Origin of the sequence: Leucobacter sp. gxy201 (genome assembly GCF_051043335.1) — a bacterium.
Lineage (GTDB): Bacteria > Actinomycetota > Actinomycetes > Actinomycetales > Microbacteriaceae > Leucobacter.
Window position 1 is genome coordinate 206,348 of the sequence record NZ_JAMXWS010000002.1, and the last position, 23,432, is coordinate 229,779.

At 67.2% G+C, this 23,432-nt stretch carries 22 protein-coding genes; 4 read left to right on the plus strand and 18 right to left on the minus strand.

Going from position 1 to position 23,432, the window contains the following annotated elements; all coding sequences use genetic code 11:
- Positions 1-4: 4 nt before the first annotated feature.
- Positions 5-1,291, minus strand: coding sequence for an adenylosuccinate synthase (locus tag NHL51_RS03835; protein ID WP_434141844.1), 1,287 nt, complete (start codon positions 1,289-1,291; stop codon positions 5-7).
- A 251-nt stretch (positions 1,292-1,542) separates the two neighbouring features.
- Between NHL51_RS03835 and NHL51_RS03840 the strand changes: the two genes are divergently transcribed.
- Entirely contained in the window at positions 1,543-1,956 is a 414-nt protein-coding gene (locus NHL51_RS03840) for a RidA family protein (protein WP_434141845.1), read from the plus strand.
- Here the strand turns inward: NHL51_RS03840 and NHL51_RS03845 are convergent.
- From NHL51_RS03845 to NHL51_RS03875, 7 genes are all read right to left on the minus strand, one after another.
- Positions 1,949-3,250: a TRAP transporter large permease gene (locus NHL51_RS03845; protein ID WP_434141846.1), complete on the minus strand. Its 1,302-nt coding sequence runs from the start codon at positions 3,248-3,250 to the stop codon at positions 1,949-1,951. The genes NHL51_RS03840 and NHL51_RS03845 overlap by 8 nt on opposite strands.
- Positions 3,241-3,765: a TRAP transporter small permease gene (locus NHL51_RS03850; RefSeq protein WP_434141847.1), complete on the minus strand. Its 525-nt coding sequence runs from the start codon at positions 3,763-3,765 to the stop codon at positions 3,241-3,243. The genes NHL51_RS03845 and NHL51_RS03850 overlap by 10 nt, the downstream gene beginning before the upstream one ends.
- Before the next feature lie 80 nt (positions 3,766-3,845).
- A complete protein-coding gene (dctP, locus tag NHL51_RS03855) occupies positions 3,846-4,865 on the minus strand; it encodes a TRAP transporter substrate-binding protein DctP (protein ID WP_434141848.1) in 1,020 nt (339 codons plus the stop codon).
- A gap of 86 nt (positions 4,866-4,951) precedes the next feature.
- A complete protein-coding gene (locus NHL51_RS03860; protein ID WP_434141849.1) occupies positions 4,952-5,956 on the minus strand; it encodes an ornithine cyclodeaminase family protein in 1,005 nt (334 codons plus the stop codon).
- Positions 5,957-6,199: 243 nt separating this feature from the next.
- Complete coding sequence (locus NHL51_RS03865; RefSeq protein WP_434141850.1) at positions 6,200-7,435, minus strand: helix-turn-helix domain-containing protein; 1,236 nt, start codon at positions 7,433-7,435, stop codon at positions 6,200-6,202.
- A 4-nt stretch (positions 7,436-7,439) separates the two neighbouring features.
- Positions 7,440-7,853 carry a DUF3151 domain-containing protein gene (locus NHL51_RS03870; protein WP_434141851.1) on the minus strand — a complete coding sequence of 138 codons (414 nt, stop codon included), beginning with the start codon at positions 7,851-7,853 and terminating at the stop codon, positions 7,440-7,442.
- Positions 7,854-7,861: 8 nt separating this feature from the next.
- Positions 7,862-8,353 carry a YajQ family cyclic di-GMP-binding protein gene (locus tag NHL51_RS03875; protein WP_434141852.1) on the minus strand — a complete coding sequence of 164 codons (492 nt, stop codon included), beginning with the start codon at positions 8,351-8,353 and terminating at the stop codon, positions 7,862-7,864.
- 262 nt (positions 8,354-8,615) lie between these two features.
- On the opposite strand from NHL51_RS03875, the gene NHL51_RS03880 reads away from it, so the two are divergent.
- Positions 8,616-10,082 (plus strand): dicarboxylate/amino acid:cation symporter, encoded by a 1,467-nt coding sequence (locus NHL51_RS03880; RefSeq protein WP_434141853.1) that lies wholly within the window; start codon positions 8,616-8,618, stop codon positions 10,080-10,082.
- Between the two features lie 136 nt (positions 10,083-10,218).
- Here NHL51_RS03880 and NHL51_RS03885 read toward each other — a convergent pair whose 3' ends face one another.
- Genes NHL51_RS03885 through NHL51_RS03895 form a run of 3 tightly spaced genes read right to left on the minus strand, consistent with a single transcriptional unit; the run spans position 10,219 to position 12,292 of the window.
- Positions 10,219-10,932 carry a hypothetical protein gene (locus NHL51_RS03885; RefSeq protein ID WP_434141854.1) on the minus strand — a complete coding sequence of 238 codons (714 nt, stop codon included), beginning with the start codon at positions 10,930-10,932 and terminating at the stop codon, positions 10,219-10,221.
- On the minus strand, positions 10,929-11,888 hold the full coding sequence (locus NHL51_RS03890) for an ABC transporter ATP-binding protein (protein ID WP_434141855.1): 960 nt from the start codon (positions 11,886-11,888) through the stop codon (positions 10,929-10,931). The genes NHL51_RS03885 and NHL51_RS03890 overlap by 4 nt, the downstream gene beginning before the upstream one ends.
- A complete protein-coding gene (locus NHL51_RS03895) occupies positions 11,885-12,292 on the minus strand; it encodes a GntR family transcriptional regulator (protein ID WP_434141856.1) in 408 nt (135 codons plus the stop codon). Before NHL51_RS03895 ends, NHL51_RS03890 begins: the two co-directional genes overlap by 4 nt.
- Positions 12,293-12,415: 123 nt before the next feature.
- Between NHL51_RS03895 and NHL51_RS03900 the strand changes: the two genes are divergently transcribed.
- A complete protein-coding gene (locus NHL51_RS03900) occupies positions 12,416-13,195 on the plus strand; it encodes an SGNH/GDSL hydrolase family protein (protein ID WP_434141857.1) in 780 nt (259 codons plus the stop codon).
- A gap of 33 nt (positions 13,196-13,228) precedes the next feature.
- Here the strand turns inward: NHL51_RS03900 and NHL51_RS03905 are convergent, their stop codons facing one another.
- Positions 13,229-13,729, minus strand: coding sequence for a glutathione peroxidase (locus tag NHL51_RS03905; protein WP_434141858.1), 501 nt, complete (start codon positions 13,727-13,729; stop codon positions 13,229-13,231).
- Between the two features lie 34 nt (positions 13,730-13,763).
- On the minus strand, positions 13,764-14,525 hold the full coding sequence (locus NHL51_RS03910) for an HAD family hydrolase (RefSeq protein ID WP_434141859.1): 762 nt from the start codon (positions 14,523-14,525) through the stop codon (positions 13,764-13,766).
- A gap of 348 nt (positions 14,526-14,873) precedes the next feature.
- On the opposite strand from NHL51_RS03910, the gene NHL51_RS03915 reads away from it, so the two are divergent.
- A complete protein-coding gene (locus NHL51_RS03915; RefSeq protein ID WP_434141860.1) occupies positions 14,874-18,620 on the plus strand; it encodes an efflux RND transporter permease subunit in 3,747 nt (1,248 codons plus the stop codon).
- A gap of 241 nt (positions 18,621-18,861) precedes the next feature.
- Here NHL51_RS03915 and NHL51_RS03920 read toward each other — a convergent pair whose 3' ends face one another.
- From NHL51_RS03920 to NHL51_RS03940, 5 genes are read right to left on the minus strand one after another with little or no spacing between them, the layout of a single operon-like run.
- Complete coding sequence (locus tag NHL51_RS03920; protein ID WP_434141861.1) at positions 18,862-19,257, minus strand: Fur family transcriptional regulator; 396 nt, start codon at positions 19,255-19,257, stop codon at positions 18,862-18,864.
- A complete protein-coding gene (locus NHL51_RS03925; RefSeq protein ID WP_434141862.1) occupies positions 19,254-20,114 on the minus strand; it encodes a metal ABC transporter permease in 861 nt (286 codons plus the stop codon). The genes NHL51_RS03920 and NHL51_RS03925 overlap by 4 nt, the downstream gene beginning before the upstream one ends.
- On the minus strand, positions 20,111-21,127 hold the full coding sequence (locus tag NHL51_RS03930; RefSeq protein WP_434141863.1) for a metal ABC transporter permease: 1,017 nt from the start codon (positions 21,125-21,127) through the stop codon (positions 20,111-20,113). The genes NHL51_RS03925 and NHL51_RS03930 overlap by 4 nt, the downstream gene beginning before the upstream one ends.
- Positions 21,127-21,954: a metal ABC transporter ATP-binding protein gene (locus NHL51_RS03935; protein ID WP_434141864.1), complete on the minus strand. Its 828-nt coding sequence runs from the start codon at positions 21,952-21,954 to the stop codon at positions 21,127-21,129. Before NHL51_RS03935 ends, NHL51_RS03930 begins: the two co-directional genes overlap by 1 nt.
- The gene (locus NHL51_RS03940; protein WP_434141865.1) at positions 21,951-23,120 is read right to left on the minus strand and encodes a metal ABC transporter substrate-binding protein; all 1,170 of its coding nucleotides are present in this window, start codon (positions 23,118-23,120) and stop codon (positions 21,951-21,953) included. The genes NHL51_RS03935 and NHL51_RS03940 overlap by 4 nt, the downstream gene beginning before the upstream one ends.
- Positions 23,121-23,432: the final 312 nt, after the last annotated feature.

A 23,432-nucleotide genomic window follows, 5' to 3' on the forward strand; every position in this document is an offset into this window, starting at 1 on the left:
CGCATCACCCCACCAGGTCGTGCAGCACCACGACCTGTTCGCGCTCGGGGCCGACGCCGACGGCCGAAATGCGCGATCCGCTCATCGCCTCGAGCGTGCGGATGTAGTCCTGCGCGTTCTTCGGCAGATCCTCGAAGGTGCGGGCGCCCGAGATGTCCTCGGTCCAGCCCGGGAACTCCTCGTAGATGGGCTTCGCGTGGTGGAAGTCGCTCTGGTTCACCGGCATCTCGTCGTGGCGCACGCCGTTCACGTCGTAGGCGACGCACACGGGGATCGTCTCGAGGCCGGACAGCACGTCGAGCTTCGTGAGCACGAAGTCGGTCACGCCGTTGATGCGCGCGGCGTAGCGCGCGATCGGGGCGTCGTACCAGCCGCAGCGACGCAGGCGCCCGGTCGTCGTGCCGTACTCGTGGCCGACGGTCGCCAGGCGCTCGCCCATCTCGTCGAACAGCTCGGTCGGGAAGGGGCCCGCGCCGACGCGGGTCGTGTAGGCCTTGACGACCGAGATGACGCGGTCGATCTGGTGCGGCGGCAGGCCCGAACCGGTCGATGCGCCGCCCGCGGTCGCGTTCGACGAGGTCACGAACGGGTAGGTGCCGTGGTCGATGTCGAGCATGGTCGCCTGGCCGGCTTCGAAGAGCACCGTCTTCTCGTTCTGCATCGCCTCGTGCAGCAGCAGGCCGGTGTCGCAGACCATCGGCTCGAGCATCTCGCGGTAGCCCATGAGATCGGTGATCACCTCGTCGGCCTCGATGGCGCGACGGTTGTAGATCTTGACGAGCACCTGGTTCTTGAACTCGAGCGCGGCCTCGACCTTCTGCCGCAGAATGCTCTCGTCGAAGAGATCCTGAATGCGAATGCCGACACGGTTGATCTTGTCGGCGTAGGCGGGGCCGATCCCTCGCCCCGTGGTGCCGATCTGCCGCTTGCCGAGGAACCGCTCGGTCACCTTGTCGAGCGTGCGATGGTAGGCCGTGATGACGTGCGCGTTGGCGCTGACCTTGAGGCGCGAGACGTCGACGCCGCGGCTCGACAGCGCGTCGAGCTCCTGCTTCAGCACGCCGAGGTCGATGACGACGCCGTTCGAGATGACCGGCACGACGCCCGGGGTCAGAATGCCCGAGGGCAGCAGGTGCAGCGCGTACTTCTCTTCGCCCACCACGACCGTGTGGCCGGCGTTGTTGCCGCCGTTGAACTTGACGACGTAATCGACGCGACTTCCGAGCAGATCGGTCGCGCGACCCTTGCCCTCATCGCCCCACTGGGCTCCGGTGATCAGTACTGCGGGCATTTCAGCCCCTTCCTTTGCAGCTTAGGCAGATACTTCCCCAGTCTAGCGAAGCGCGCTCCCGGCAGCATTTCGGCCAGGGATCGCCTCGCGCCCGGCGGCTCGCCGAGGTTCGCTCCCTCCACGGTTCGGCCCGGCTTCGGCGCTACGCTCCTCGGAGCATCAGGTGCCGTGGAGCGGCCGCAGCCCACCCATTTCCGACAGCCCGCCAGCGCTCCGGCACGCGTGGATCACCCGCAGAATCGAGGCCCCGAATGTCGCAGAAGATCGCCGTACGCACCGAGCGCGCCCCGGCCGCACCCCACGCCTTCTCGCAGGGGGTGCGCAAGGGCGGCATGTTCCAGGTGTCGGGCCAGGGCGCGGTCGACCCCGCGACGGGCGAGCACATCGCGCCCGACGATGTCGCCGCGCAGACCGCGCGCACGCTCGAGAACATCCGCGCCATCCTCGAGGCCGGCGATGCGACGGTCGACGATGTCATCATGTTCCGCGTCTACCTGACGCGGCGCGAGGACTTCGACGGCATGAACGCAGCCTACGAGGCCTTCATCGCCGAACATGCTCCGAGCGGGGTGCTGCCCTGCCGCACGACCGTCTTCACCGGGCTGCCGCACCCCGACATGCTCGTCGAGATCGACGCGCTCGCGGTGATAGACCAGTCTACTTAATACCCAGCAACGTCCCCGGAAGCCATAGTGCGAGCTCGGGAACGAACGTCGTGAGCAGCAGCGTCGGCAGGTATGCGAATACAAGAATGCAGAGCATCGGCCGCAGCATGCCCTTCACTGGTGTATTGAAAATACGGGCTCCGAGGTATAGAAATGGAGCCGTCGGGGGCGTCACATTACCCATACCAAGGTTCACGCCCAAGATGGCCGCCATGTGATAGGGGCTGACTCCGAGTTCCAGGCCGATCGGCACAAGGATCGGCGCGCAGAGGAGCGTGCCGCTCACATCATCCATCAACATACCAATGACAATGAGGAACACATTGATCATCAACAGGATGACGTATTTGTTCTCCGAAACCAGCAGCAGTACATCCAGAATCTTGTCCGGAACGTTCTCCATTACCAGAATGCGGCTCAGCACCATGATCACGGCGAGCATCACCATGATGACACCGGTAGTATTCGCTGTCTCAACAAGGGTCTCCTTGAGCCCTTTCAGTGTGAGCTTCCGGTAGAAGAACATGCCGACAGGGATCGCATATACCACCGATACCGCTGCCGCCTCCGTCGGGGTCATGACGCCGAAGTAGATCCCACCGAGAATAATGACCGGCATTACCAGCGCAGGGGTAGCGAACAGAGTCGACTTGCGTGTATTAAGAAGCCACTCGCGCTTCGTGACAGGCGCGCTCAGCACGATGTTCTGATCGCGTCGGGACATCGTCCAACCGACGATCGATATGAGAACTGTCAAAATGAGGCCAGGGATCAGCGTCGAAAGAAAAGCTGCGAGCACCGACAACTGTGCCGACCATGCGAAGAGAATCTGGATCGAACTTGGCGGGATAAGCATGCCGATCGGCGCGGCGGCGGCAAGCACTGCGGCTGCAACACCCATGTTGTAACCGCGTGCACGCATTTTCGGTGCCATGATCGAACCGATCGCAGAGAGCGTGGCCGCCCCACTACCACTGATCGAACCGAAGACGGCACAGGTCACCGTCTGCACGATATTCAGCGCGCCTCGCACTCGGCCGACGAAGTTCTCGACCACGCCGACGAGCGCTTCACCGATTTCGCCCTTCGCCATGACACCGCCCGCCATAACGAATAGTGGTATCGCGAGCAGCACAACTCCGTTCAACGAATTGTAAGCGGTCGGAATCAGGAAGCTCGGCTCGTATCCAAGAGCAATCACCAGCCAGATGATGACCGCACCGAAGGCATACACGATCGGCACGCCGACCACGATCAGTGTAATGAGCAGGAGAAAACCAAAGATCAGCGCCATGAACGTACTTCTTCCATCATGTCGTCGTAGTTGTCATCAGATACCCGGAATGTGCGCACCGCGTGATAGCCCGTGTACAGGAACATCATCACGAAACCCACGAGCAGCGGCACATGCGCCAACACCAGTGGAATCTTGAGCGCGGACGTCCTCGCACCCCGATCAACGCTCCACAGCACATAATCGAAGCTCCACTTCGCAAACACCACGAGCACTAGGAGACTCACTCCAAGCACAAAGAGCCGGTGTACGCGTTTAGCACGAGGGCTCTTCAACAGATTCTCGATCAGGTTGCCCTGAATATGATTATCGTTCCGACTTGCATAGAGCCCACCGACCCAGTACAGCCAGATCGCGATCACACTGACCATCTCCTCCATGCCGAGAAAATCAACATGGAGCACATAACGCGTGATTACACCAACGGTGACGAGGCCCGCGGTGAGGATGCTCGTGATGATGAGCACAGCCCGCTCAAGCCGCAGCAACGGGCGCCACAGTTCTTTTTGCTTCACTCTTACCTCGTTCCAGGACGCACTCCTGCAGAAAGGTGGGGCCGGGGTATGTGCCTGCCTCGGCCCCTCCCTACTCCTGCCTAGTTCTGCGCCTTCATTAGAACGCCGAGCAGTTCCTCGCCGAGCACCTTCTCGTACTTCGGCCAAGCGACTTCGCGAACGTGCGTCGCCATCGCGTCGAGCTCGTCCTGCGTCGGTTCGTAGATGTCGATACCTGCATCCGCCATGGTCTTCATGGCATCCTCATCGAGAGCCTCACGCTCGTCGGCCACCAGGAGCGCTTCGGCAGCAAAGGTCTCCTGCATGATTTCCTGTTGTTCCGGCGTCAGGCTTTCGAAGGTGTCCTTATTCACGATCGTGACTACCAGTTCCATAATGTAGCGAGAGTCGACGAACTGTTTGATGACATCGCCGAACGAAGTCTGATTCACATAGGCGGATCCGCCCACCCAGCCGTCAGCCACACCGGTCTGCAAGGCGGAGTAGAGATCCGCATATGGCACCGACACTGTGTTGTAACCCATTGCTTCGGCGGTCCACAAGAACGAGTCGACCGGAGGAACACGCACAAGCTGCGGATGCTTCTTTCCGGGATCCATCGGATCACTGAGCGGATCGACCATGCCGACACCCATGAAACCGTCGAGATAGATATTCAGGGTTTCAATCCCCTGCTCACCCTGAATCTCATTGAGTTCGTTGAAGAACTCAGAGCCCGGGGCGTAGAGTTCCTTGGCCTCGTCGAAGGTGGTCACAAGGTACGGCATGGTCAGCATTTCGAGGCGCTCGTCAAAGTTTGTGGGAATGGTGATGGTCGCCATGTCAATGGTGCCTGCCATCACTTCTTCATACACCTGTGTATAGTCGCCCAATTGGTTCGACGGGTAGACTGAAATACTCACCTCGCCATCAGTCTGCTTCTCGATCTCGGCTGCTGCCCGCTCAACCGATTGAACATCCGCATGTTCTTCGGGGTACATGGTTGCAAGCTTCAGCTCTGTGCCGCCCGCCGGCGCCCCTCCGGCGCTACCTCCAGAACAGGCAGCGAGCGTGCCGACCATGGCAACCGCCAAACCGACGGATATCATCTTCTTCTTCATTGTCTACATCCTTTCGACCTTGAACTGATTGAAACTTCCGAGCTATGCGGGCCCTGCACAATAGAGCACGGCCATCTTTGGAGCCGCTACAGCGGAAGGACGGTTCCGATGCCCTGGTCAAGCGCTTGCACGTAGAGGTTCTTCGCCGTCGCGATATCGGCGAGACCGGTCCCGATATTAACGGTCATGATGCACTCGCTCTCACTCTCACGCCCCGGATGCTTTCCGACGATCATTTCCCCAAGTTCCAACGGCACTTCGTCGAATCCCCTAAAGAAGCCCATCTCTTTGAAGCTCTCGAACTGCCCCTGGTCGTCGGTGAAGAACTTCGAAAACGGCGCCCCTGATGCTGCCTCAGGCGTGTACAGCGCGAGGTCGTCGACAGGCAGCGCTGTGGCGCCCGGCTTGATCATGTCGGCGGTGATGAACTCCCATTCCGGCTTCACGATGCTGGGAACGGCCGAGAACAGCAGGTCACAATCGATCACCGCCTCTTCCCGCTGCCCCACGATCTGAATATCGAGCTGCGGGTAGAGCGCACTCATCTCCCGGCGATATTCTTCAGCGGCAGCAGGGTTGCCGTCGAACACCCGCACTGACTTAAGATTCGGCATCGTGCAGACCAGTGCTTCGAGGTTGATACGGCCCTGAACTCCGGTGCCGATTACGCCAAGGCTTTCTGATGATTCGTTAGCGAGGTATTTGGCGGTCAGTCCAGTCACCGCGCCTGTGCGGACCATCGTGATCCACGTGCAATCCATCACCGCGAGGGGAATGCCGGTATCGACGTCGTTGAGCAGGTAAAGACCACTGATGTAAGGGTGCCCGAGTTCGCGTGCGTGCACGTATCCCGAGACGACTTTGACTCCTGCAGCTTCCATCGCCGGAATGAACGCGGGCATGGAATGAATGAAATCACCCGGGTGGGTATCGGTCAGGGTATGCAGCGCGGTTTTCGCGGGCATTGCGTAGTCACCGCGCCCCTTCTCCCGATACGCCGATTCCATCCAATCGATCACCGTCGGCATCGTGACACCCAGGCTTTCGACCTGCGCACGGTTGAGGTAGAGGAGATCTTTTCCCAGTTCCATAGAGGTGTTGTCCTTGCTCGCTACGTATACGCGACGCGCCGGCGCCTCGGGGAGAGAACTCGCCGGGCGCCAGATCGCAATCTGCGTCCTATGACGTGGCCTCGCCTCGCAACCGACACCGTAGAATTCGCGGGCCGCCTCAGCGGGGAGCACGTTAAATTACATTCAACGGCAGGCCGCGAGCCGTGTCATTGGCATTCTGACGAAAAGAATCAATGACTATTGCTACAGACGTAGCAATAGCTAGGTCTGTTGTATTTCCTCGACAAGATGTCCGATCGAAGACCTGGTCAAAGCAATCCTCAGCCACAGATCGAACGCAAGGAAGCGATGCCCAGTCATCTGAAGGTTTACTCCCGTCGCACCCTGGAGCTGCTGTATCCGGTAGTGCATCGTCGTACGGTGCACCGACAGCAGTTTCGCGGCTTCTCCGATACCCGCTCCGGAATGCAGCAGTGCCCCGATCGTCTCGAACGCGAAGCCATCTTCATCGAGCAGCATGCTTTCGAGCATCCGAAGCCCCGCCGACTGTGGAGTTCCGGGTGGCAGAGTAAGAGATCTCGCCAACCCCTTGATCTGCGGCCACGCAAGCAGAGGATCCGGTCCGCCAAGATGATGTCCGAGGAATGCGGCTAGAACCGATTGTGCGTACAGTTCGCGCACCGCTGTGATATCTCCGAGCTCACTCAACCCGAAGCTTCCCCGCGTTGGTCCTCGGAACTCGTCTCCGCAGAGTGATGAAGCAGCGAGTGCAAAACGGTCGATCATAGCCGTGAGGTCGGATTCGTTCCCCACTTCCCGACGGTACACCGCGACGCTTAATCCATCTGGCTCTACGCTGCCAACGAATCGGAAACCGTGATCGATAATGTAATCGGGAAGGTCCCGCATGAATGCATCGGCACCCGCACGGAATTCATCACGCACGTCATCGCAGTAATAGCTCACCACGGCGAAGCAATGCCGAACGCCCTCCGGCGCTTCGAACTGCATCAATGACTCCCGATGAGTTGGACGTCCGGAAATCAAATCGAAAAGCTGAGACTGACGACCTGCATCACGGAACGAACCTTTATCAAGACGCTCCGCAAGCAATTCACGCATCCGAGAAAGGTAGCTCTCGATGAGCTCCTCTTGCAGTTCCCTTCCCAGATCCATGAACCACAGGAATGCGACAAGTTGTCCTTCGATATAGATGCGATACCCGATCCTCGGCAGAATCGACAACTCATCATTCCCCGGGACATGGATCGGCCCCTCCGCCCCATGCGCAAGATATGGTGCGAAGAATTCTCGGTACGCAGGCGGAATCTTGCGCTCAAGCATGAGTATCATCCGGTACTCATCAGCATCACCGTAATGCCGACTGACGGCGAGCAAGCGTCCCGCGGCATCGTCGACCGCCACAGACTGATGAATCCGGGCCGCTAGGGCATCGGCAAGGCCCTGCAACTCATCAATGAGACTCGGACGATCCATACTGCTATTGCGCGTCGAGCGCCGCGATCGCCGCGGGGTCGGCCCCGTTCAAGAACTCGGTGAGGCGCTCGACCTCGCTCGTCTCGCCGATGCGGCCGGCGGAGCGGCGCAGCGCGTAGAGCGCCCGCAGCACGCCGCGGTTCGGCTCGTGCGACCACGGCACGGGGCCCGCGCCCCGCCAGCCGGCCCGACGCAGGGCGTCGAGCCCGCGGTGGTAGCCGACACGGGCGAAGGCGTACGCTTCGATCTCGCGCCCATCGGCATTCGCGGCATCGGCCAGCACGGCCCATGCCAGCGGCGAATCGGGGTGCTCGCGCACGATCGCTTCGGCATCTGCGCCCGCGGCGAGCGCGGCCTCGACCGCGCCGTCGGTCTGCAGCAGCGTGGGCTCGGGCCCGAGCAGGTTCTCGCCGATCATGCCCGCGCCTACCGGAAGTTCACGAACTGCAGTGCAGTGTCCACATCGGCGCCCTTGAGCAGCGCGATGGTCGACTGCAGGTCGTCGCGGCTCTTCGACGAGACGCGCAGCTCATCGCCCTGGATCTGCGACTTCACGCCCTTGGGGCCCTCGTCGCGGATCAGCTTGTTCAGCTTCTTCGCGGTCGCCTGGTCGATGCCCTCCTTGAGCTTCGACTCGATGCGGTACTCCTTGCCGCTGGCGTAGGGCTCGCCGGTGTCGAGCACCTTGAGCGACATGCCGCGCTTGATGATCTTCGACTGCAGCACGTCGAGCACCGCGTTCGCGCGCTCCTCGGAGTTCGCCTTGATCAGGATCATGCTCTCGCCGCTCAGCGACACATCGGCCCCGACGCCCTTGAAGTCGTAGCGCTGCTCGACCTCCTTGCGCGCCTGGTTGATCGCGTTCTCGACCTCCATCGAATCGATCTTGCTCACCACGTCAAACGAAGAATCAGCCATGCGCTCCAGCCTACCGGGCAACCCCGACTGCAGGGATCGCTCCCCGCGCCGCCACCCGCATCGTTGAATGTTTCGTAATAGATGAAATAACCTTCACGAATACTTTGCTACACTCTTCGTTGGTTCGGGTGCACTGCGGCCCCGTCGCACAAGCCGCAGCCGCGCCTGTGCGACGGGTCGCGGAGCCGCCCCTCAACTTGTCGCGTCGACGAGCCGCATCGCTCGCACGCGCCACGCTTCGCAACTCTCGGAAGGACTCCTCGTGTCAACACCCACGGCGACCGCCCAGCAAGCCGCCCGCAAGCGCCGCCTCCCTGCCTGGATGACCTCGTTCGGCTGGCAGATCCTCGCCGGCCTCGTGCTGGGTCTCGTGCTCGGCACGGTCGCCCTGCAGCTCGGCTCCGACGCCGAGGGCAACGCGAACGGCCTCCAGGCCACCCTGAAGGTGCTCGGCTCGAGCTATGTCAGCCTGCTCAAGGCCGCCGTCGTGCCCCTCATCTTCACGGCGATCGTGTCGAGCATCGTCGGCCTGCGCAAGGTCACGAACGCCGCCCGCCTCGCCGGCCAGACCCTGCTCTGGTTCGCGATCACGGCCCTCATCGCGGTGTCGATCGGCATCGTGCTCGGCACCGTGCTGCGCCCCGGCGCCGTCGCCTCGCAGAGCCTCGAGACCGGCGACCCGTCGACGGTGGGCACGTGGTGGAACTTCCTCATCGGCCTCGTACCGACGAACTTCCTGGGCCTCGGCGTCGGCGCTTCGGTCGACGAGACCACGGGCGCGATCAGCGCCGCCGCGAACTTCAACGTGCTGCAGGTCATCGTGATCTCGGCGGCCGTCGGCATCGCAGCGCTGAAGATCGGCAAGAAGGCGGAGCCTTTCATCGCGCTCACCGAGTCGGCGCTCGCCATCATCCAGAAGGTGCTGTGGTGGATCATCCGCATCGCCCCGATCGGCACCATGGGCCTCATCGGCAATGCGATCGTCGAGTACGGCTGGGACAAGATGGGCTCGCTCACCGCGTTCGTCGGCGTGCTCTACCTCGGCCTCGCGCTGGTGCTGTTCGTCGTCTACCCGATCCTCGTGAAGACGCACGGCCTCTCGATCAAGCAGTACTTCTCGGGCGTCTGGCCCGCCGTGCAGCTGGGCTTCGTGAGCCGCTCATCGATCGGCACGCTGCCCCTCACCGAGCGCGTCACCGAGCGCAACCTCGGCGTGCCCCGCGGCTACGCTTCGTTCGCGGTGCCGCTCGGCGCCACGACCAAGATGGACGGCTGCGCCGCGGTCTACCCGGCGGTCGCCGCGGTCTTCATCGCCCAGTTCTTCAACATCGACCTCTCGATCATGCAGTACCTGCTGATAGTGATCGTCTCGGTCGTGGGTTCTGCGGCGACGGCGGGCACGACCGGCGCGATCGTGATGCTCACGCTGACCCTCTCGACGCTGGGCCTGCCCCTCGAGGGCGTCGGCCTGCTGCTCGCGGTCGACCCGATCATCGACATGGGTCGCACTGCGGTCAACGTCGCGGGCCAGGCGCTCGTGCCGACGATCGTCGCGAAGCGCGAGGGCATTCTCGACGAACAGCTCTACAACGCTCCGCGCAAGGGCCTCGCGTTCGATAACGACGACGTCGACGAAGCACTGGAGCAGCCGGCCACCGAGGCACCGGCCGCCGAGGCACCGGCCGCCGAGGTCGGCACTGCAGCAGAAGCCGAGCCGGCTCGCGCGTAACCCGCGCTGCTGCACGGGCAGCCCGACCTGCCCGCTCACATGCGAATGCCCGATCTGGTGCGTTATTCCGAGGAATACTGCACCAGATCGGGCATTCGCGTGCGGTGAGGCCCTGAGGTCGTGAGGCCGTGCTCGCCTACCTGACCGAGGCCCTGCGCATCGCGAACCAGGTGGCGACGAGGCACACGATGACGGCGATGACGGTTGCGACGCCGAGGCCCGCCACTGTGACCGAGGCGATGATCTCGCCGATGCGCGGCGCGATGATCAGCACGCCGAGCGCGACGACGAGGCCGAGGGCGAGGCCGACGACGGCGGGTCCCTTCGGGCCGAAGCGCACCCATACCGCACCGAACATGCCGCCCGCCGTCAGGCAGAAGAGCACGCCGACGAACGAGCGCACGACGAGTGCCACCGGGTCGCCCGCGCCGACCACGTAGGTGTCGAGCACGTAGACGCCCGCGAACCAGTGGTTCGTGACGAGCTCGAGCCCGAGCAGCACGAGCAGCAGCAGTGCGATGTACGCCGACTGCACCGCGTTCGCGATGACGGTGCCGAGGATGAAGTCGCGGCGCGTCGTGCCGAGCGCGAGCGCGAACGGATACGTCGTGGCGATGGCCTGCACCCCGTAGTAGATGAGGAACCCCGGCAGCGCCCACATGATGGCGCTGTTGTACCGGGCCCCCTCGATGTACTCGGTCGTCGAGGCGGCATCGCCGAGCGCTCGCTGGATGGCGATCGCGATGACGACCGAGATCGCCATCACGATCGCGAGGATCATCAGGGGCGCCACCATGAAGGTGGAGGCCTTCACCAGATGCAGGCGGGTGACTTTCAGTATGCGGTTCATGATGCGCTCCTTCCGTTGTGCGCTGCTCCGGCGAATGCGCCGGATTCCCGGTCGCCGCCGGCAGTACCTTCGTCCGCACCCTCGACCGATTCGCCGACGCCGAGGGCCGCGACCAGATCCTGCAGCGACACCGCGCTGATCTCGAGCCCGTCGACCTCGGCCGCCTCGCGGTCGGCCTGCGATACGGCGCGGCCGATCACGGCGGTGCCGAGGCCGCCGATCGTGCGCCGCGAGAGCACGGGGCGCCCGGCGACGAACTGCTCGAGCGCGCTCGAGCGACCGGCCACCTGGTAGGCGCCGCCCCTGAACTCGTCGACGTCGCTGTGGCGCACGACGCGCCCCTGGTCGAGCACGATGACGCGCTCGAGCATGCGATCCATCTCGTCGATCAGGTGCGTCGAGAGGATGATGGTGCGCGGGTGCTCGCCGTAGTCGCGCAGCAGCTCCTCGTAGAAGATGCCGCGCGCGGTCGCGTCGAGGCCGAGGTAGGGCTCGTCGAAGAAGGTGATGGGAGCGCGCGACGCGAGGCCGATCACGATACCGAGGGCCGAGAGCTGCCCGCGCGAGAACTTCTTCACGATCGGCTTCTCGGGGATGCGGAAGCGCTCGATGAGCCGGTCGGCCAGCCCGCTCGACCAGTTCGGGTAGAAGATCTTCGCGGCGGCGATCGCGTGCTTGAGCTTGTAGTCGTCGGGGTAGCGCTGGTTGTCGCGCACGAAGCACATGCTCTCGATGGCCTCGGGGCGCTCGAACGGGTCGCGCCCGCCCAACAGCACCTGGCCCGAGGTCGGGCGATCCTGCGCGGTGAGCAGCGACATCAGGGTCGTCTTGCCGGCGCCGTTGCGGCCGAGGAGGCCGGTGATGACGTCGGCCTCGATGTCGAGGGTGACGCCGTCGAGGGCGCGGGTGCCGCGGTAGCTGCGCGTGAGGTCGCGGGTGGAGATGGCGGTGGTCATCGGGCTTCCTCCTGGTTCCGGAGTTCGGGTTCGGCGGCCTGCGCGGCCGCCTCGGTCTGCTGGTCGATGATCGCGACGATCTCGGCGGGGCCGAGGCCGAGCGAGCGTGCCTCCGCGAGCAGCGGGGCCACGAAGCGCACGGCGAACGAGCGGCGGCGCTCCTCGGCGATGAGGGATCGCGCCCCCGGCGCCACGAACATGCCGATGCCGCGCTTCTTGTAGAGCACGTCGCGCTCCACGAGCAGGTTGAGCGCTTTGCCGGCGGTCGCGGGGTTGATCTGCAGGTGCGCCGCGAGTTCATTGGTCGATGGCACTGCTTCCTCCTCTGCGTAGATGCCCCGCAGCACCTCATCGGCGATGCGGTCGGCGAGCTGTTGGAAGATCGGGCGGCTGTCGTCGAACACTCGATCCCTCCGTTCACTGGTTAATTACTTCACTAACGAACCTACGTACCTCGCGCGCATCTGTCAAGCGTTCGAGCGAAATGGCCGACGCGCCGGCGCGGGCGACGCCGTATCCTGGTGTCCGTGAGCGAGGCGGAGCGGCAGCAGTCGGGCATCAGGTACGTCGCCATCGGCGACAGCTTCACGGAGGGCGTCGGCGACGAGCAGCCCGACGGCTCGGTGCGCGGCTGGGCCGACCTGGTCGCGCAGGGCCTCGCCGACGCGACGGGCGAGACGGTGCACTACGCGAATCTCGCCATCCGCGGGCGCCTGCTCGCACGCATCATCGCCGAGCAGCTCGAGCCCGCGCTCGCCCTCGGTCCGACCCTCGTGAGCTTCAACGGCGGCGGCAACGACATGCTGCGCCCGGGCACCGACATGGCCTGGATCACCGCCGAATCCGAACAGGCGCTGCGCCGCATCCAGCAGACCGGCGCGACCCCGCTGCTGCTCGCGGGTGCGAACCCCACGGCGGGCCTCCCCGGCGGCGAGCGCGTGCGGCGCAAGGGCGACGAGCTGGTGCGGGCGGCGACAGGGATCGTCACGCGCCTCGGCATCCCGTTCACCGATAACTGGAGCGACGCCGAGCTCGCTGGCCGTCAGTACTGGTCGCACGACCGGCTGCATCTGGCGCCGGTCGGGCATCACCGGGTTGCCGCGAACGTGCTGCGCACCCTCGGCTACGAGCCGCCGGCCGACTGGGTGTTCGCGGCCGAGGCGACGCCGGCCCCGACGGCGCGCGAGCAGCTGCGATACACGCGCGAGCACGTGCTGCCGTGGATCGGCCGGCGCATCACCCGCCGTTCGAGCGGCGACGGACGCACCGCGAAGCACCCCGCCTGGGTGGCCGTCGACCCGCGCTAGTCGCGGGCGCAGCCGGCAGGCGGCCGACCGACGTCAGCTCGCGAGCGCTGCCTCGATCGCGGCGCGGATCGCGGGGTCTTCGGGCGTCGTCGCCGAGCGGAACCGCACGACCCGAGGCGCTCCCCCGCCGGCCGGGTCGCGGTCGACGACGAACTTCTCGAAGTTCCAGCGCACGAGCCCGGCCTGCCCCTCCGGGTCGCGGCCCTTGCGCAGCTCCTTGAAGAGCGGGTCGGTGCCGCGGCCGTTCACCTTCGTCTTCGCGAGCAGGCGGAACGCGACGCCGTAGTTCAGCGTGCAGAACTCGGCGATCTCGGCATCGGTACCCGGCTCCTGCATCAGGAACTGGTTGCACGGGACGCCGACGACGGTGAGACCGCGCGGGCCGAACTCCTCGTGCAGCGCTTCGAGCCCCGCGTACTGCGGCGTGAACCCGCACTTCGATGCGACGTTCACGACGAGGGCGGCGCCCGGAGCGATGTCGCCGAACTTCGCCCGCTCGCCGCCGGGCAGCTGCACTTCGATGTCCCTGATCATGCCGCCCACGCTACTCCTCGAACCCGTGCGGCGCTCAGGAGACGATCGGCGCCCCGTCGAGCTCCGCGACGAGCGCCGGCAGCTCGCTCATGCGCCGGAACACGCGCGACGCTCCCGCAGCGAGGAGCACGTCGGCGTCGGTCGAGACCGGTCCGCCGTACGAGAAGCCGAGCACGGTCGCTCCAGCCGCGACGCCCGCGGTCACGCCCGCAACGGTGTCCTCGACGACGAGCGCGTCGACGGGGTCGATGCCGAGCGCCCGCGCGGCCGCCAGGTAGACGTCGGGCGCGGGCTTCGAGCGGGGCATCTCCATGCCGCTGAACACCCTGTCGCCGAAGTAGCCGGCGATGCCGGCCTTCGCCAGTTGCATCTCGACCTTGGGCCGGTCGGCGCCGGTCGCGCAGGCGATGCGGCCGCCGAAGTGCCGCGACACCGCGGCCACGGCTTCGGGGGCGCCGGGGATCGCCTCGAGATGCGCTCGCAGACGCTCGTCGCGCAGCGCCCGGAAGCCGGCGAGCCAGTCTTCGGTGATGCGGAACCCCGTGTGCTGCTCGATGACGCGCCACTCGTCCTTCAGCGCCCGCCCGATGAAGCGGCGCAGGCAGTCCTCGGACGAGATCGGCCACCCGAGCTCGTGCAGCATCTCGCGCAGCGTGCCGTTCGTGATGAGCTCAGAGTCGACGAGCACGCCGTCGCAGTCGAAGAGCACGCCCGCGAAGCGGCCGCGCGGCGAGTCGATTCGCCCCTCGTCCCGGTACGTCGCCGCACACTCGTCGACAGCGGTCTCCTCGGCCATGCGCGCTCCTCCGTTGCATCCCGCCCGGTACCCGCGGCACCGGCCGTTCGCCTCCCATTGTGGCCCACCCGCCGCGGGGCTCGGCATCGCGAGACGCACCCGTTTGCGCGAAACGCACCCGTGAACACCGTAGTCACGCCGTCATCTCGGGCACAAGGGGGCGCCTCGCACCACACGCTGAGAGCCTTCGGGAGCATTCCGGTTTTCCCTCTTCATACCGCGGGATGAGCGGAATGGTACTTCAGGATGATGCGGCGCCCCCTCCGCGCACGGCAGTGTGGAATCATCGACCGTTCCGCGGGCTCCGCGCCCCGCCGCGGTCGCCGATGCACGACGACGAAAGCGATCATGACCTTCCTCACACGCACCAGCCTCAAGAACCGGCTCATCGTCGGCCTCACGACCCTCGCCGTCGCGGTGGTCGGCCTCTTCTCCATGAGTGCGCTCAAGCAGGAGCTCATGCCGACGATGCAGGTGCCGATGGCCTTCGTGAGCGTGCAGTCCCAGGGCCTCGCACCCGAGGAGATGGCGCGCACCATCACGGAACCGGTCGAGCAGGCGCTGCAGGCGGTGCCGGGCGTCACGAAGGTCTCGTCGACGACGTCGAGCGGTTCGGCCGAGATCATGGTCGAGTGGTCGTTCGGCGAGAACGACGACGAGACGTTCCGCGCCGTGCAGGGCGCGGCCGATGCGCTGAAGGCGGGCTTCCCGACCGGCACCGAGGTGGCCGCGTTCTCGGGCGGCTCCGATTCCATGCCCGCGATGATGCTGAGCGCCGGCAGCGAGCAGGGCGAAGACGGCGCCGCGTTCGGCGAATCGATCGCCGGCACCGTAGTCCCCGCACTGCAGGGCGTGCCGGGGGTGCGGAAGGCCGAGCTCGCCGGGCAGGAGCAGCAGCGCATCATGATCGATCTGCGCCCCGCAGACGTCGCAGCGCTCAAGGTCGACCCGGCGATGCTCGACGCCGTACTCCAGGCGCACGGCGCGGCCCTGCCCGCGGGCGCCGCCGAATCCGAGAACGGCCAGACCTCCGTCACCGTCGGCGTGCCGCTCGGCGCCGAGGGCACCGCCGAGACCGCCATCGCCGAGATCGGCGCGCTGCCCATCGCGACCGCCGATGCCGAGGGCAACCCGGTCATCGTGACCGTCTCGCAGTTCGCCGACGTGCACCTCGAGACGAAGCCGGCGACGAACATCTCGCGCGTCAACGGCAAGCCCGCGCTCACGCTGCAGATCATGCCCGAGCAGGGCGCCAACGTCGTCGACATCTCGCACGCCGTGAACGCCGAGCTCGACCGCCTCTCCCCGATCGTGCACGCCGAATTCGTGACGATCTTCGACCAGGCGCCGTACATCGAGCAGTCGATCCACGACCTCTCGGTCGAGGGCGGGCTCGGTCTGCTCTTCGCCGTGCTCGTGATCCTCGCATTCCTGTGGTCGTGGCGTTCGACGATCATCGCGGCGATGTCGATTCCGCTGTCGTTGCTCATCACGCTCATCGGCCTGTGGTGGAGCGGCAACACGCTCAACATTCTCACGCTCGGCGCGCTCACGATCGCGATCGGCCGCGTGGTCGACGACTCGATCGTCGTGATCGAGAACATCAGCCGCCGCCGCGGCGACGGGCCGCTGACCGTCGAGGGCGTGGTCGCGTCGGTGCGCCAGGTCGCGGGCGCCATCACCGCGTCGACGCTCACTACGGTCGCCGTGTTCCTGCCGATCGCGTTCGTCTCGGGCATCGCCGGTCAGCTCTTCCGCCCCTTCGCCGTGACCGTGTCGATCGCGCTGCTCGCATCGTTGTTCGTGGCGCTCACGATCGTGCCGGTGCTCGCGTACTGGTTCATGAACCGGCGGGCGAAGCGCGGCGGCCCCGGCGCCGTCCGCGCACCGGGCGCAGACCCCGACCCCCACGACGACCTCGCCGAGATCCACACCGCACCCGACCGCCTGCAGAGCACCATCATGCCGGCGCTGAACGCGACCCGCCGCCACCCGGTCATCACGCTCGTCGGCTCCGTGCTCGTGCTGTTCGGCACGATCGCGATGAGCTCGCTGATCCCGACCGACTTCCTCGGCTCGTCGGGCGCCGAGAGCCTGCAGGTCATGCAGACTCCGACGAAGGAGCAGTCGAAAGATCTCGTGAAGGCCGCCGAACCCGTCGAGCAGGCGCTCGCGAAGGTCGACGGGGTGAGCGACGTCATCACGTCGATCCCGGTCGGCGGCAGCGGCATCGCGGGCGAAGACCCGACCGTGAGCTACGACGTGCAGCTCGACGACGGCGCCGACGCGACCGTCGTGAGCGACGCCGTCGGCGACGCCCTCGACCGGGTGAAGGATGCGGGCGAGGTGAAGCTGCTGACGCAGGACGCCTTCGTGGCGGGAGCCGCGGGCTCGGGCATCGCACTGCAGATCCGCGGCAACGACCCGGCGGCGCTCAGGCTCGCGAGCGAGAAGCTCGAGCAGGAGCTGGCAGATGCGCGGGGCGTGCAGTCGGTCGAGAGCGACATCAAGGGCGATCAGCCCGTCGTACGCGTGAAGCTCGACGAGGTGCTGGCCGCGAAGCTCGGCTTCGACCGCGCCACGGTCGCGAAGGCGGTGCAGGACGCGCTCGAGGGCCGCCACGCCGGCCGACTCATGCTCGAGGGCAACGAGCGCGACATCGTCGTGCGCACGCCGGGGGCCGAGCGCACTGCCGAGAAGATCGGTGAGATCATGCTGCCGGTCACCCCGCAGCAGACCGCCGAGGCGCAGAAGGTCGCGAACGACGCGCTGCGCGAGAAGGCCGAGGCCCAGGCCGAGGAGGCCCGCATCAAGGGCGAGAACGAGCTCGCGAAGCAGATCGGCGAGGCCGCGAACGCGCGCGCCGAGATGGCCGCGCAGCTCGACCAGCTGAACGCCCAGCTGGCGGCGCTCATCGCCGCCCCGGTCGTGACCGCGCCCCCGGCCCCGCCGGGCCCCCAGCCGTCGCCCGAGGAGGAGGCCGCGGCCGCCGCCGAGGCCGAGCGCCAGGCGCAGATCGCGGCCCTGCAGGAGGCCATCGCGGGAGTGCGCTCAGGCATCGAAGGCGCCGACGAGCAGATCGCCGCGATGCGCGAATCGCAGGCCGAGGCAGCGCAGCAGATGGCCGAGCAGGAGGCCGCCGAGGCCGAGCAGAAGGCCGCCGCCCAGATCACGGGCACCGCGATCCCTGTCTCTGCCATCGCGGCCGTCGAGGAGGAGCAGACCGCCCCCGTGATCATGCGCACCGATGGCGAGCGCCAGGTGACGCTGACCGTCACGCCGAAGTCGGGGCAGCTCGATGCGGCGAGCGCCGCGATCGACCGGGCCATCGCCGAGACCGACCTGCCTGGGGGCGTCGTGTTCGACCTCGGAGGCGTGAGCGCCGAGCAGGATGAAGCCTTCGCGCAGCTGGGCTTCGCGATGCTCGCCGCGATCATGCTGGTGCTGCTCGTGATGGTGGCGACGTTCCGCAGCTTCCGCGGACCGTTCGTGCTGCTCGTATCGATCCCGTTCGCGGCGACCGGCGCCATCCTCGGGCTGCTCATCACCGGCACCCCGCTCGGGCTGCCCGCGCTCATCGGCCTGCTGATGCTCATCGGCATCGTGGTCACGAACGCGATCGTGCTCATGGATCTCGTGAACCGGCTGCGCACGGCGGGCGCCTCGCTCGACGAGGCGGTGGAGCACGGCACCCGACTGCGCCTGCGCCCCATCCTGATGACGGCCGCCGCAACCATCTTCGCGCTCATCCCGATGTCGCTCGGCCTCACCGGAGGCGGCGTGTTCATCTCGAAGCCGCTCGCCATCGTCGTGATCGGCGGCCTCGTATCGTCGACGCTGCTGACGCTCGTGCTCGTGCCGATCCTCTACACGCTCGTCGAGCGGCGGCGCGAGAACGTGCGGCTGAAGCGGGCGCGGCGGCGGGCGCTGAAGATCGTGTGGACGCGCAGGTTCGCGCCGGGGCAGCCGGCAGCGCTCGCGGCCGCCGCGGAGAACGATCGAGCGGTCACCGAGGTGCTCGACGATCTCGGCGACGGTTCCGCCTCGGACGACGGTTCGGGAGCGCGCCCGGGCGGCCCGAACCGCGGGGCCTGAAGCCCCGGGGTCTGAGGCCCCGGGACTGAAGCCCCGTGGTCTGAGGCCCCGGGGTCTGAGGCCCCGCCCAGACTCGCCGCCGGGCGCGCAACCGCCTGCAGCGCCCGGCGGCGCACCTACCGTGGAGCCGAATGGTGCACACATCCCCCTTCGGTGCACCGTTCGGCTCCACGTTTCTCTGCGCTCAGCGCGCGGGTTCGCGGGGGAGCATGCACCGGCAGGGATCATGCCCCGGCAGATGTCACGCCGCGCGGCAGCGGGCGCAGAGCCCGAAGAGGTCGACGACGTGCTCGATCTCGGAGAAGCCGTGCTCGGCGGCGACGCGAGTCGCCCACTCCTCGACGACGGTCGCCGACAGCTCCACCGCCGTGCCGCAGCCGCGGCAGATGAGGTGGTGGTGGTGCCCCTGGGTCGCGCACGAGCGGAACAGGTTCTCGCCCTCGGGCGATTGCAGCGAGTCGGCCTCGCCCGTCTCGCTGAGGCTCGATAGCGCACGATAGACGGTCGCGAGCCCGATCGTCGAGCCGCCGCCGCGCAGCGCCTGATGCAGCTGCTGGGCGCTGACGAATCCGTGCGCCTCGGCGAGCGCCGCGCGCACGGCTTCGCGCTGCCACGTGTTGCGCTTCGGCTGCGTCATGCTCCACCTCCGACTCCGATGCCGCTTCCCACCGTAGCGCGAGCTCCGCCGGCCGCGGTGAGCCCGGCGACGAACTCGGCCAGTCGACGCACGCCGAACGCGAGCGCGAAGAGGCCGGTGAGCACGAGACCGATGGCGCCGCCGGCCGCAACGCCGAACTCGCGCGACACCCACAATCCGATGAGGCCGCCCGCCACGCCGATGACGGCGGACACGACGGGGATCCACTCGAGACGACGCACCAGCACGCGCGCCGCGGCGGCCGGTGCGATGAGCACCGCGACCCCGAGGATGGCCCCGACGGCCGGCATCGCGACGACGACCGCCGCGGCGATCACCCCGGTCACGACGACTTCGACGGGCCAGGCGCGGTAGCCCGACGCCGTGAAGCCGACGGGGTCGAAGGCGTGGAAGACGATGCGGCGCCAGCTCACGAGCAGCAGGCCGCCGCCCACGACGATCACTGCGGCGGTCGCCGCCACGTCGCCGGCGGTGACGCTCAGCGGAGAACCGACGAGCAGCGCGTCGACGGGGACGCCGAGGCCCGGGTTGAGACTCGCGAGCAGCGTGCCGAGCGCGAAGCCGAACGACAGCACGATGCCGCTCGTCACCTGGCGACCCTGGCCGGGCAGTCGCGACAGCAGCGTCATGAGCAGCACGAGCACGAACGCGAAGAGCGCCTGGCCGAGCAGCAGGTTCCAGCCGAGCACCGCGAACACGACGCCGCCCGGGAAGGTCGCATGGCTCAGCGCGACGGCGAAGAAGGAGCGGCGGCGCAGCACGATCAGAGTGCCGGCGATGCCCGAGAGGATGCCGAGCAGGGCGAGTTCGAGCGCGGCGGTGGCGAGGTAGCTCATGCGCGGCCCTCCCGCGCCGACCCGGCGGTCGTCGCGCAGTCGGCAGCGGCCGGCGATCCCTCGCCCGAATTTCGGCTCTCACCCGAATTTCGGAGCGAAATCGCCGTTCTGCTCCGAACGACGGGTGAGCGCCGAAGTTCGGGCGCGCGCAGCATCACCACGCGCACGAACGCCGCGAGCAGGTAGCCCGCGATGAGCAGCAGCACGACCACGGCACCGGGCGAGACGCTCGCGCCGGTGCCGATCGACCATTCGAACGACAGCCACAGGCCGCCGACACCGGCCGCGAGCGGCAGCAGCACGGCGAGCGGGATGAGCAGGGCGAAGCCTCGGGTGAGGAGGCGCGCCGCGGCCATCGGCACTGTGAGCAGCGCGATGACCATGAGCACGCCGAGGGCCTGCACGCCCGCGACGACGAGCAGTGCGACCGCGATGCCGAGCACGATGTCGGCCGCGAAGGGGCGGTAGCCGGCGGCCTCGGCGCCCGCGCTGTCGAAGGCGCGGTAGAGCTGCACCCGCCAGCTCGCGAGCACGATGAGCACTGCGAGGGCCGCGACGATGACGACCTGCACGAGCTGCGCGCTCGTGACGGTGAGGAGGCGGCCGAAGAGCAGATCCTGCAGCTGCGAGACGTAGCCCTCCTGCCGCGACACGAGCACGATGCCGAGGCTGAAGAGGCCGGTGAGCACGACGGCGATCGCAGCGTCGGCGCCGACTCCGCCGCGGCGTTCGATCACGGTGAAGAGCACGGCGGCGAGCACCGCGGCGACGGCTGCGCCCGGCAGCAGGGCCGAAGTGCCGCCGATCGCCGCGCCCACGACGAGACCCGGGAAGACCGCGTGCACGAGGCCGTCGCTCACGAACTCGAGCTCGCGGAAGCTGATGAAGAGCCCGACGACGCCCGCCGCGACCGCGAGCACCGCGACCGTGACGAGCGCGCGCCACATGAAGGGCAGCGCGAAGATCTGCACGAAGCCCGGGTCGCTCACGAGCACGGCCAGATGCGCGGCCATCACTCGACCTCGCGCGCCGTGGTCACGGTGTGCTCGTCGAGCTCGACCGTCTGATCGTGGAACGCGTGCTGCACCGCCTCGAGGGTCAGCGCCTCGTCGACGGGCCCGAACGCGGCAGGGTGGCCGGGCTGCTCGGGGGCGTGGCCGCTCGACAGCAGCAGCGCGTGGGTGCAGGCCCGCTGCGCGATCTCGAGATCGTGGGTCGACACGATGACGGTGCGCCCCTCGTCGCGGATCTCGCGCACGAGAGAGAGCAGCGCGTCGCGGTTCTCGCGGTCGAGGCCGTTGAACGGTTCGTCGAGCAGCAGCAGCCGAGGGTTCGAGACGAGGGATCGCGCCAGAATGCCGCGCTGCTGCTGGCCGCCCGAGAGCTCGCCGAAGCGGCGCTTCGCGAAGGGGGCGAGCCCCACCCGGTCGAGGGCGTCGTCGACCGCCGCACGGCCCGCAGCGCCGATGGGGCGCAGGCCCCGCGAACGGTAGAGCCCCATCGTCACGACCTGCTTGAGCGTGACCGGCATCGAGGTGTCGCGGGTATCGGCCTGCGGCAGCGCGCCGACCTGCGGGCGTGCGCGCACCGGGCTCTCGCTGAGCACCGCGACCGATCCCGATACGAGGTCGGCGAGCCCGAGGATACCGCGCAGCAGCGTCGACTTGCCCGAGCCGTTCGGGCCGATCAGCGCGACGGCGGCGCCGGCCGGCACCTCGAGGCTCAGGTGGTGCACGCGGGCGATGCCGTCGTAGCCGAATGCGGCGCCGTCGAATGTGAGCGCCGGAGTCGGGGCGACCGGGTCTTCCGCAGCCGGAGACTTCGCTGCGGCGGTCCTCACTGCGCCGTCTCCGCCAACGACGCGGGCAGTGGCTCGGGCTGCACGCCCCAGGCCTCGACCATGACGCGGGTATTGTGCACGGTGGCCGAGAGGTAGTCGGCGCCGTCGCTGCCCGGGGCACCGAGCGAGTCGGCGTAGAGAGTGTCGGCATCGACGACCTCGACGCCGGCCTCGCGGGCGATGGTCTGCGCGAGCTTCGGGCTCATCGAACTCTCGACGAACACCGCTTTGACACCGCGGCGTTCGATCTCGGCGACGAGCGCGTCGATGTCGGCGGCGCTCGGCTCGGCGTTGTCCTCGAAGCTCGGCAGGATGGCGCCGGCGAAACCGATGCCGTAGTCGTGGAGGAAGTAGCGCAGCGAATCGTGCCCGCTCACCATGACGCGATCGGCCTCGGGCACGCGCGCGAACTGCGCGGCGGCCCAGGCGTCGAGCTCGCCGAGCTGGGCGATATAGGCGTCGCCGCGCGACGTGTAGTCGTCGGCGTGCGCAGGGTCGACGCGGGCGAGATCGCCGGCGATCATCGAGACCATTCCCTCGGCGTTCCGCGGCGAGGTCCAGATGTGCGGGTTGATGCTGCCGTGGTCGTGACCGTCGTGGTCGTGACCGTCGTGCGCATGCCCGTCGTGCGCATCGTCGCCGGTCGGCTCCTCGGAGTGATCGCCGGACTGTCCTCCGGCGTGCTCGTCGGCGTGCTCGTCCGCATGCGCGTCATGGGACTCGTGCGCGTCGGCGCTCTCCCCCTCGGCGGTGATATGCTCGAGCAGTTCGGGATCGAGGCCCTCCGAGGCCGTGATGATCTCGCCGTCGAAGCCCGACGCCTCGATCGCGCTGTCGATGAAGGTCTCGAGGCCGGCGCCGTTGACGATGAGCACGTCGGCCTGGCCGAGCGCGAGCAGGTCGCCGGGGCTCGGGTCGAAGTGGTGCGCCGATCCCCCCGGCGACAGGAGGCCGGTGAGCGAGATGTCGTCACCGCCGATACGGGCGGCGAAATCGTGCAGCTGGGTCGTGGTGGCGACGACGGAGAGGCGATCGTCGGGAGCGGCGCCCGACGTGCCGTCACCGGCGGAGCAGGCGCTCAGCGCGAGTGCCGCGGCGAGCGCGAGGGCGGGCAGGGCGAGCGGCGCGGGGCGCCGGAGGGTTCGCATGCGCGAAGGTGCAGTCATGAGGAGCTTTCTAAATGAGAATCGATCTCAATGGTCAGAACTCCAAGATAGCGGCTACTGATAATCATTCGCAACAGGGATCGCCGCCGGCCTCGGTCATCCCGCCGCCGTCCTCAGCCCCGCCGCCGGCCCCGGTAGCCCCAGCCCCGGCCCCGCCGCCGGTCTCAACCCCGGCCTCGACCTCGACCTCGACCTCGACCTCGGCCTCGACCAAAAAAAGTGATCAGCCCGATATATGCCGCTTCCGCGGCGTGTCGAACATATATCTGGCAGATCACATACCTTCCGGCACCGCCTCAAACCGGCCCGACC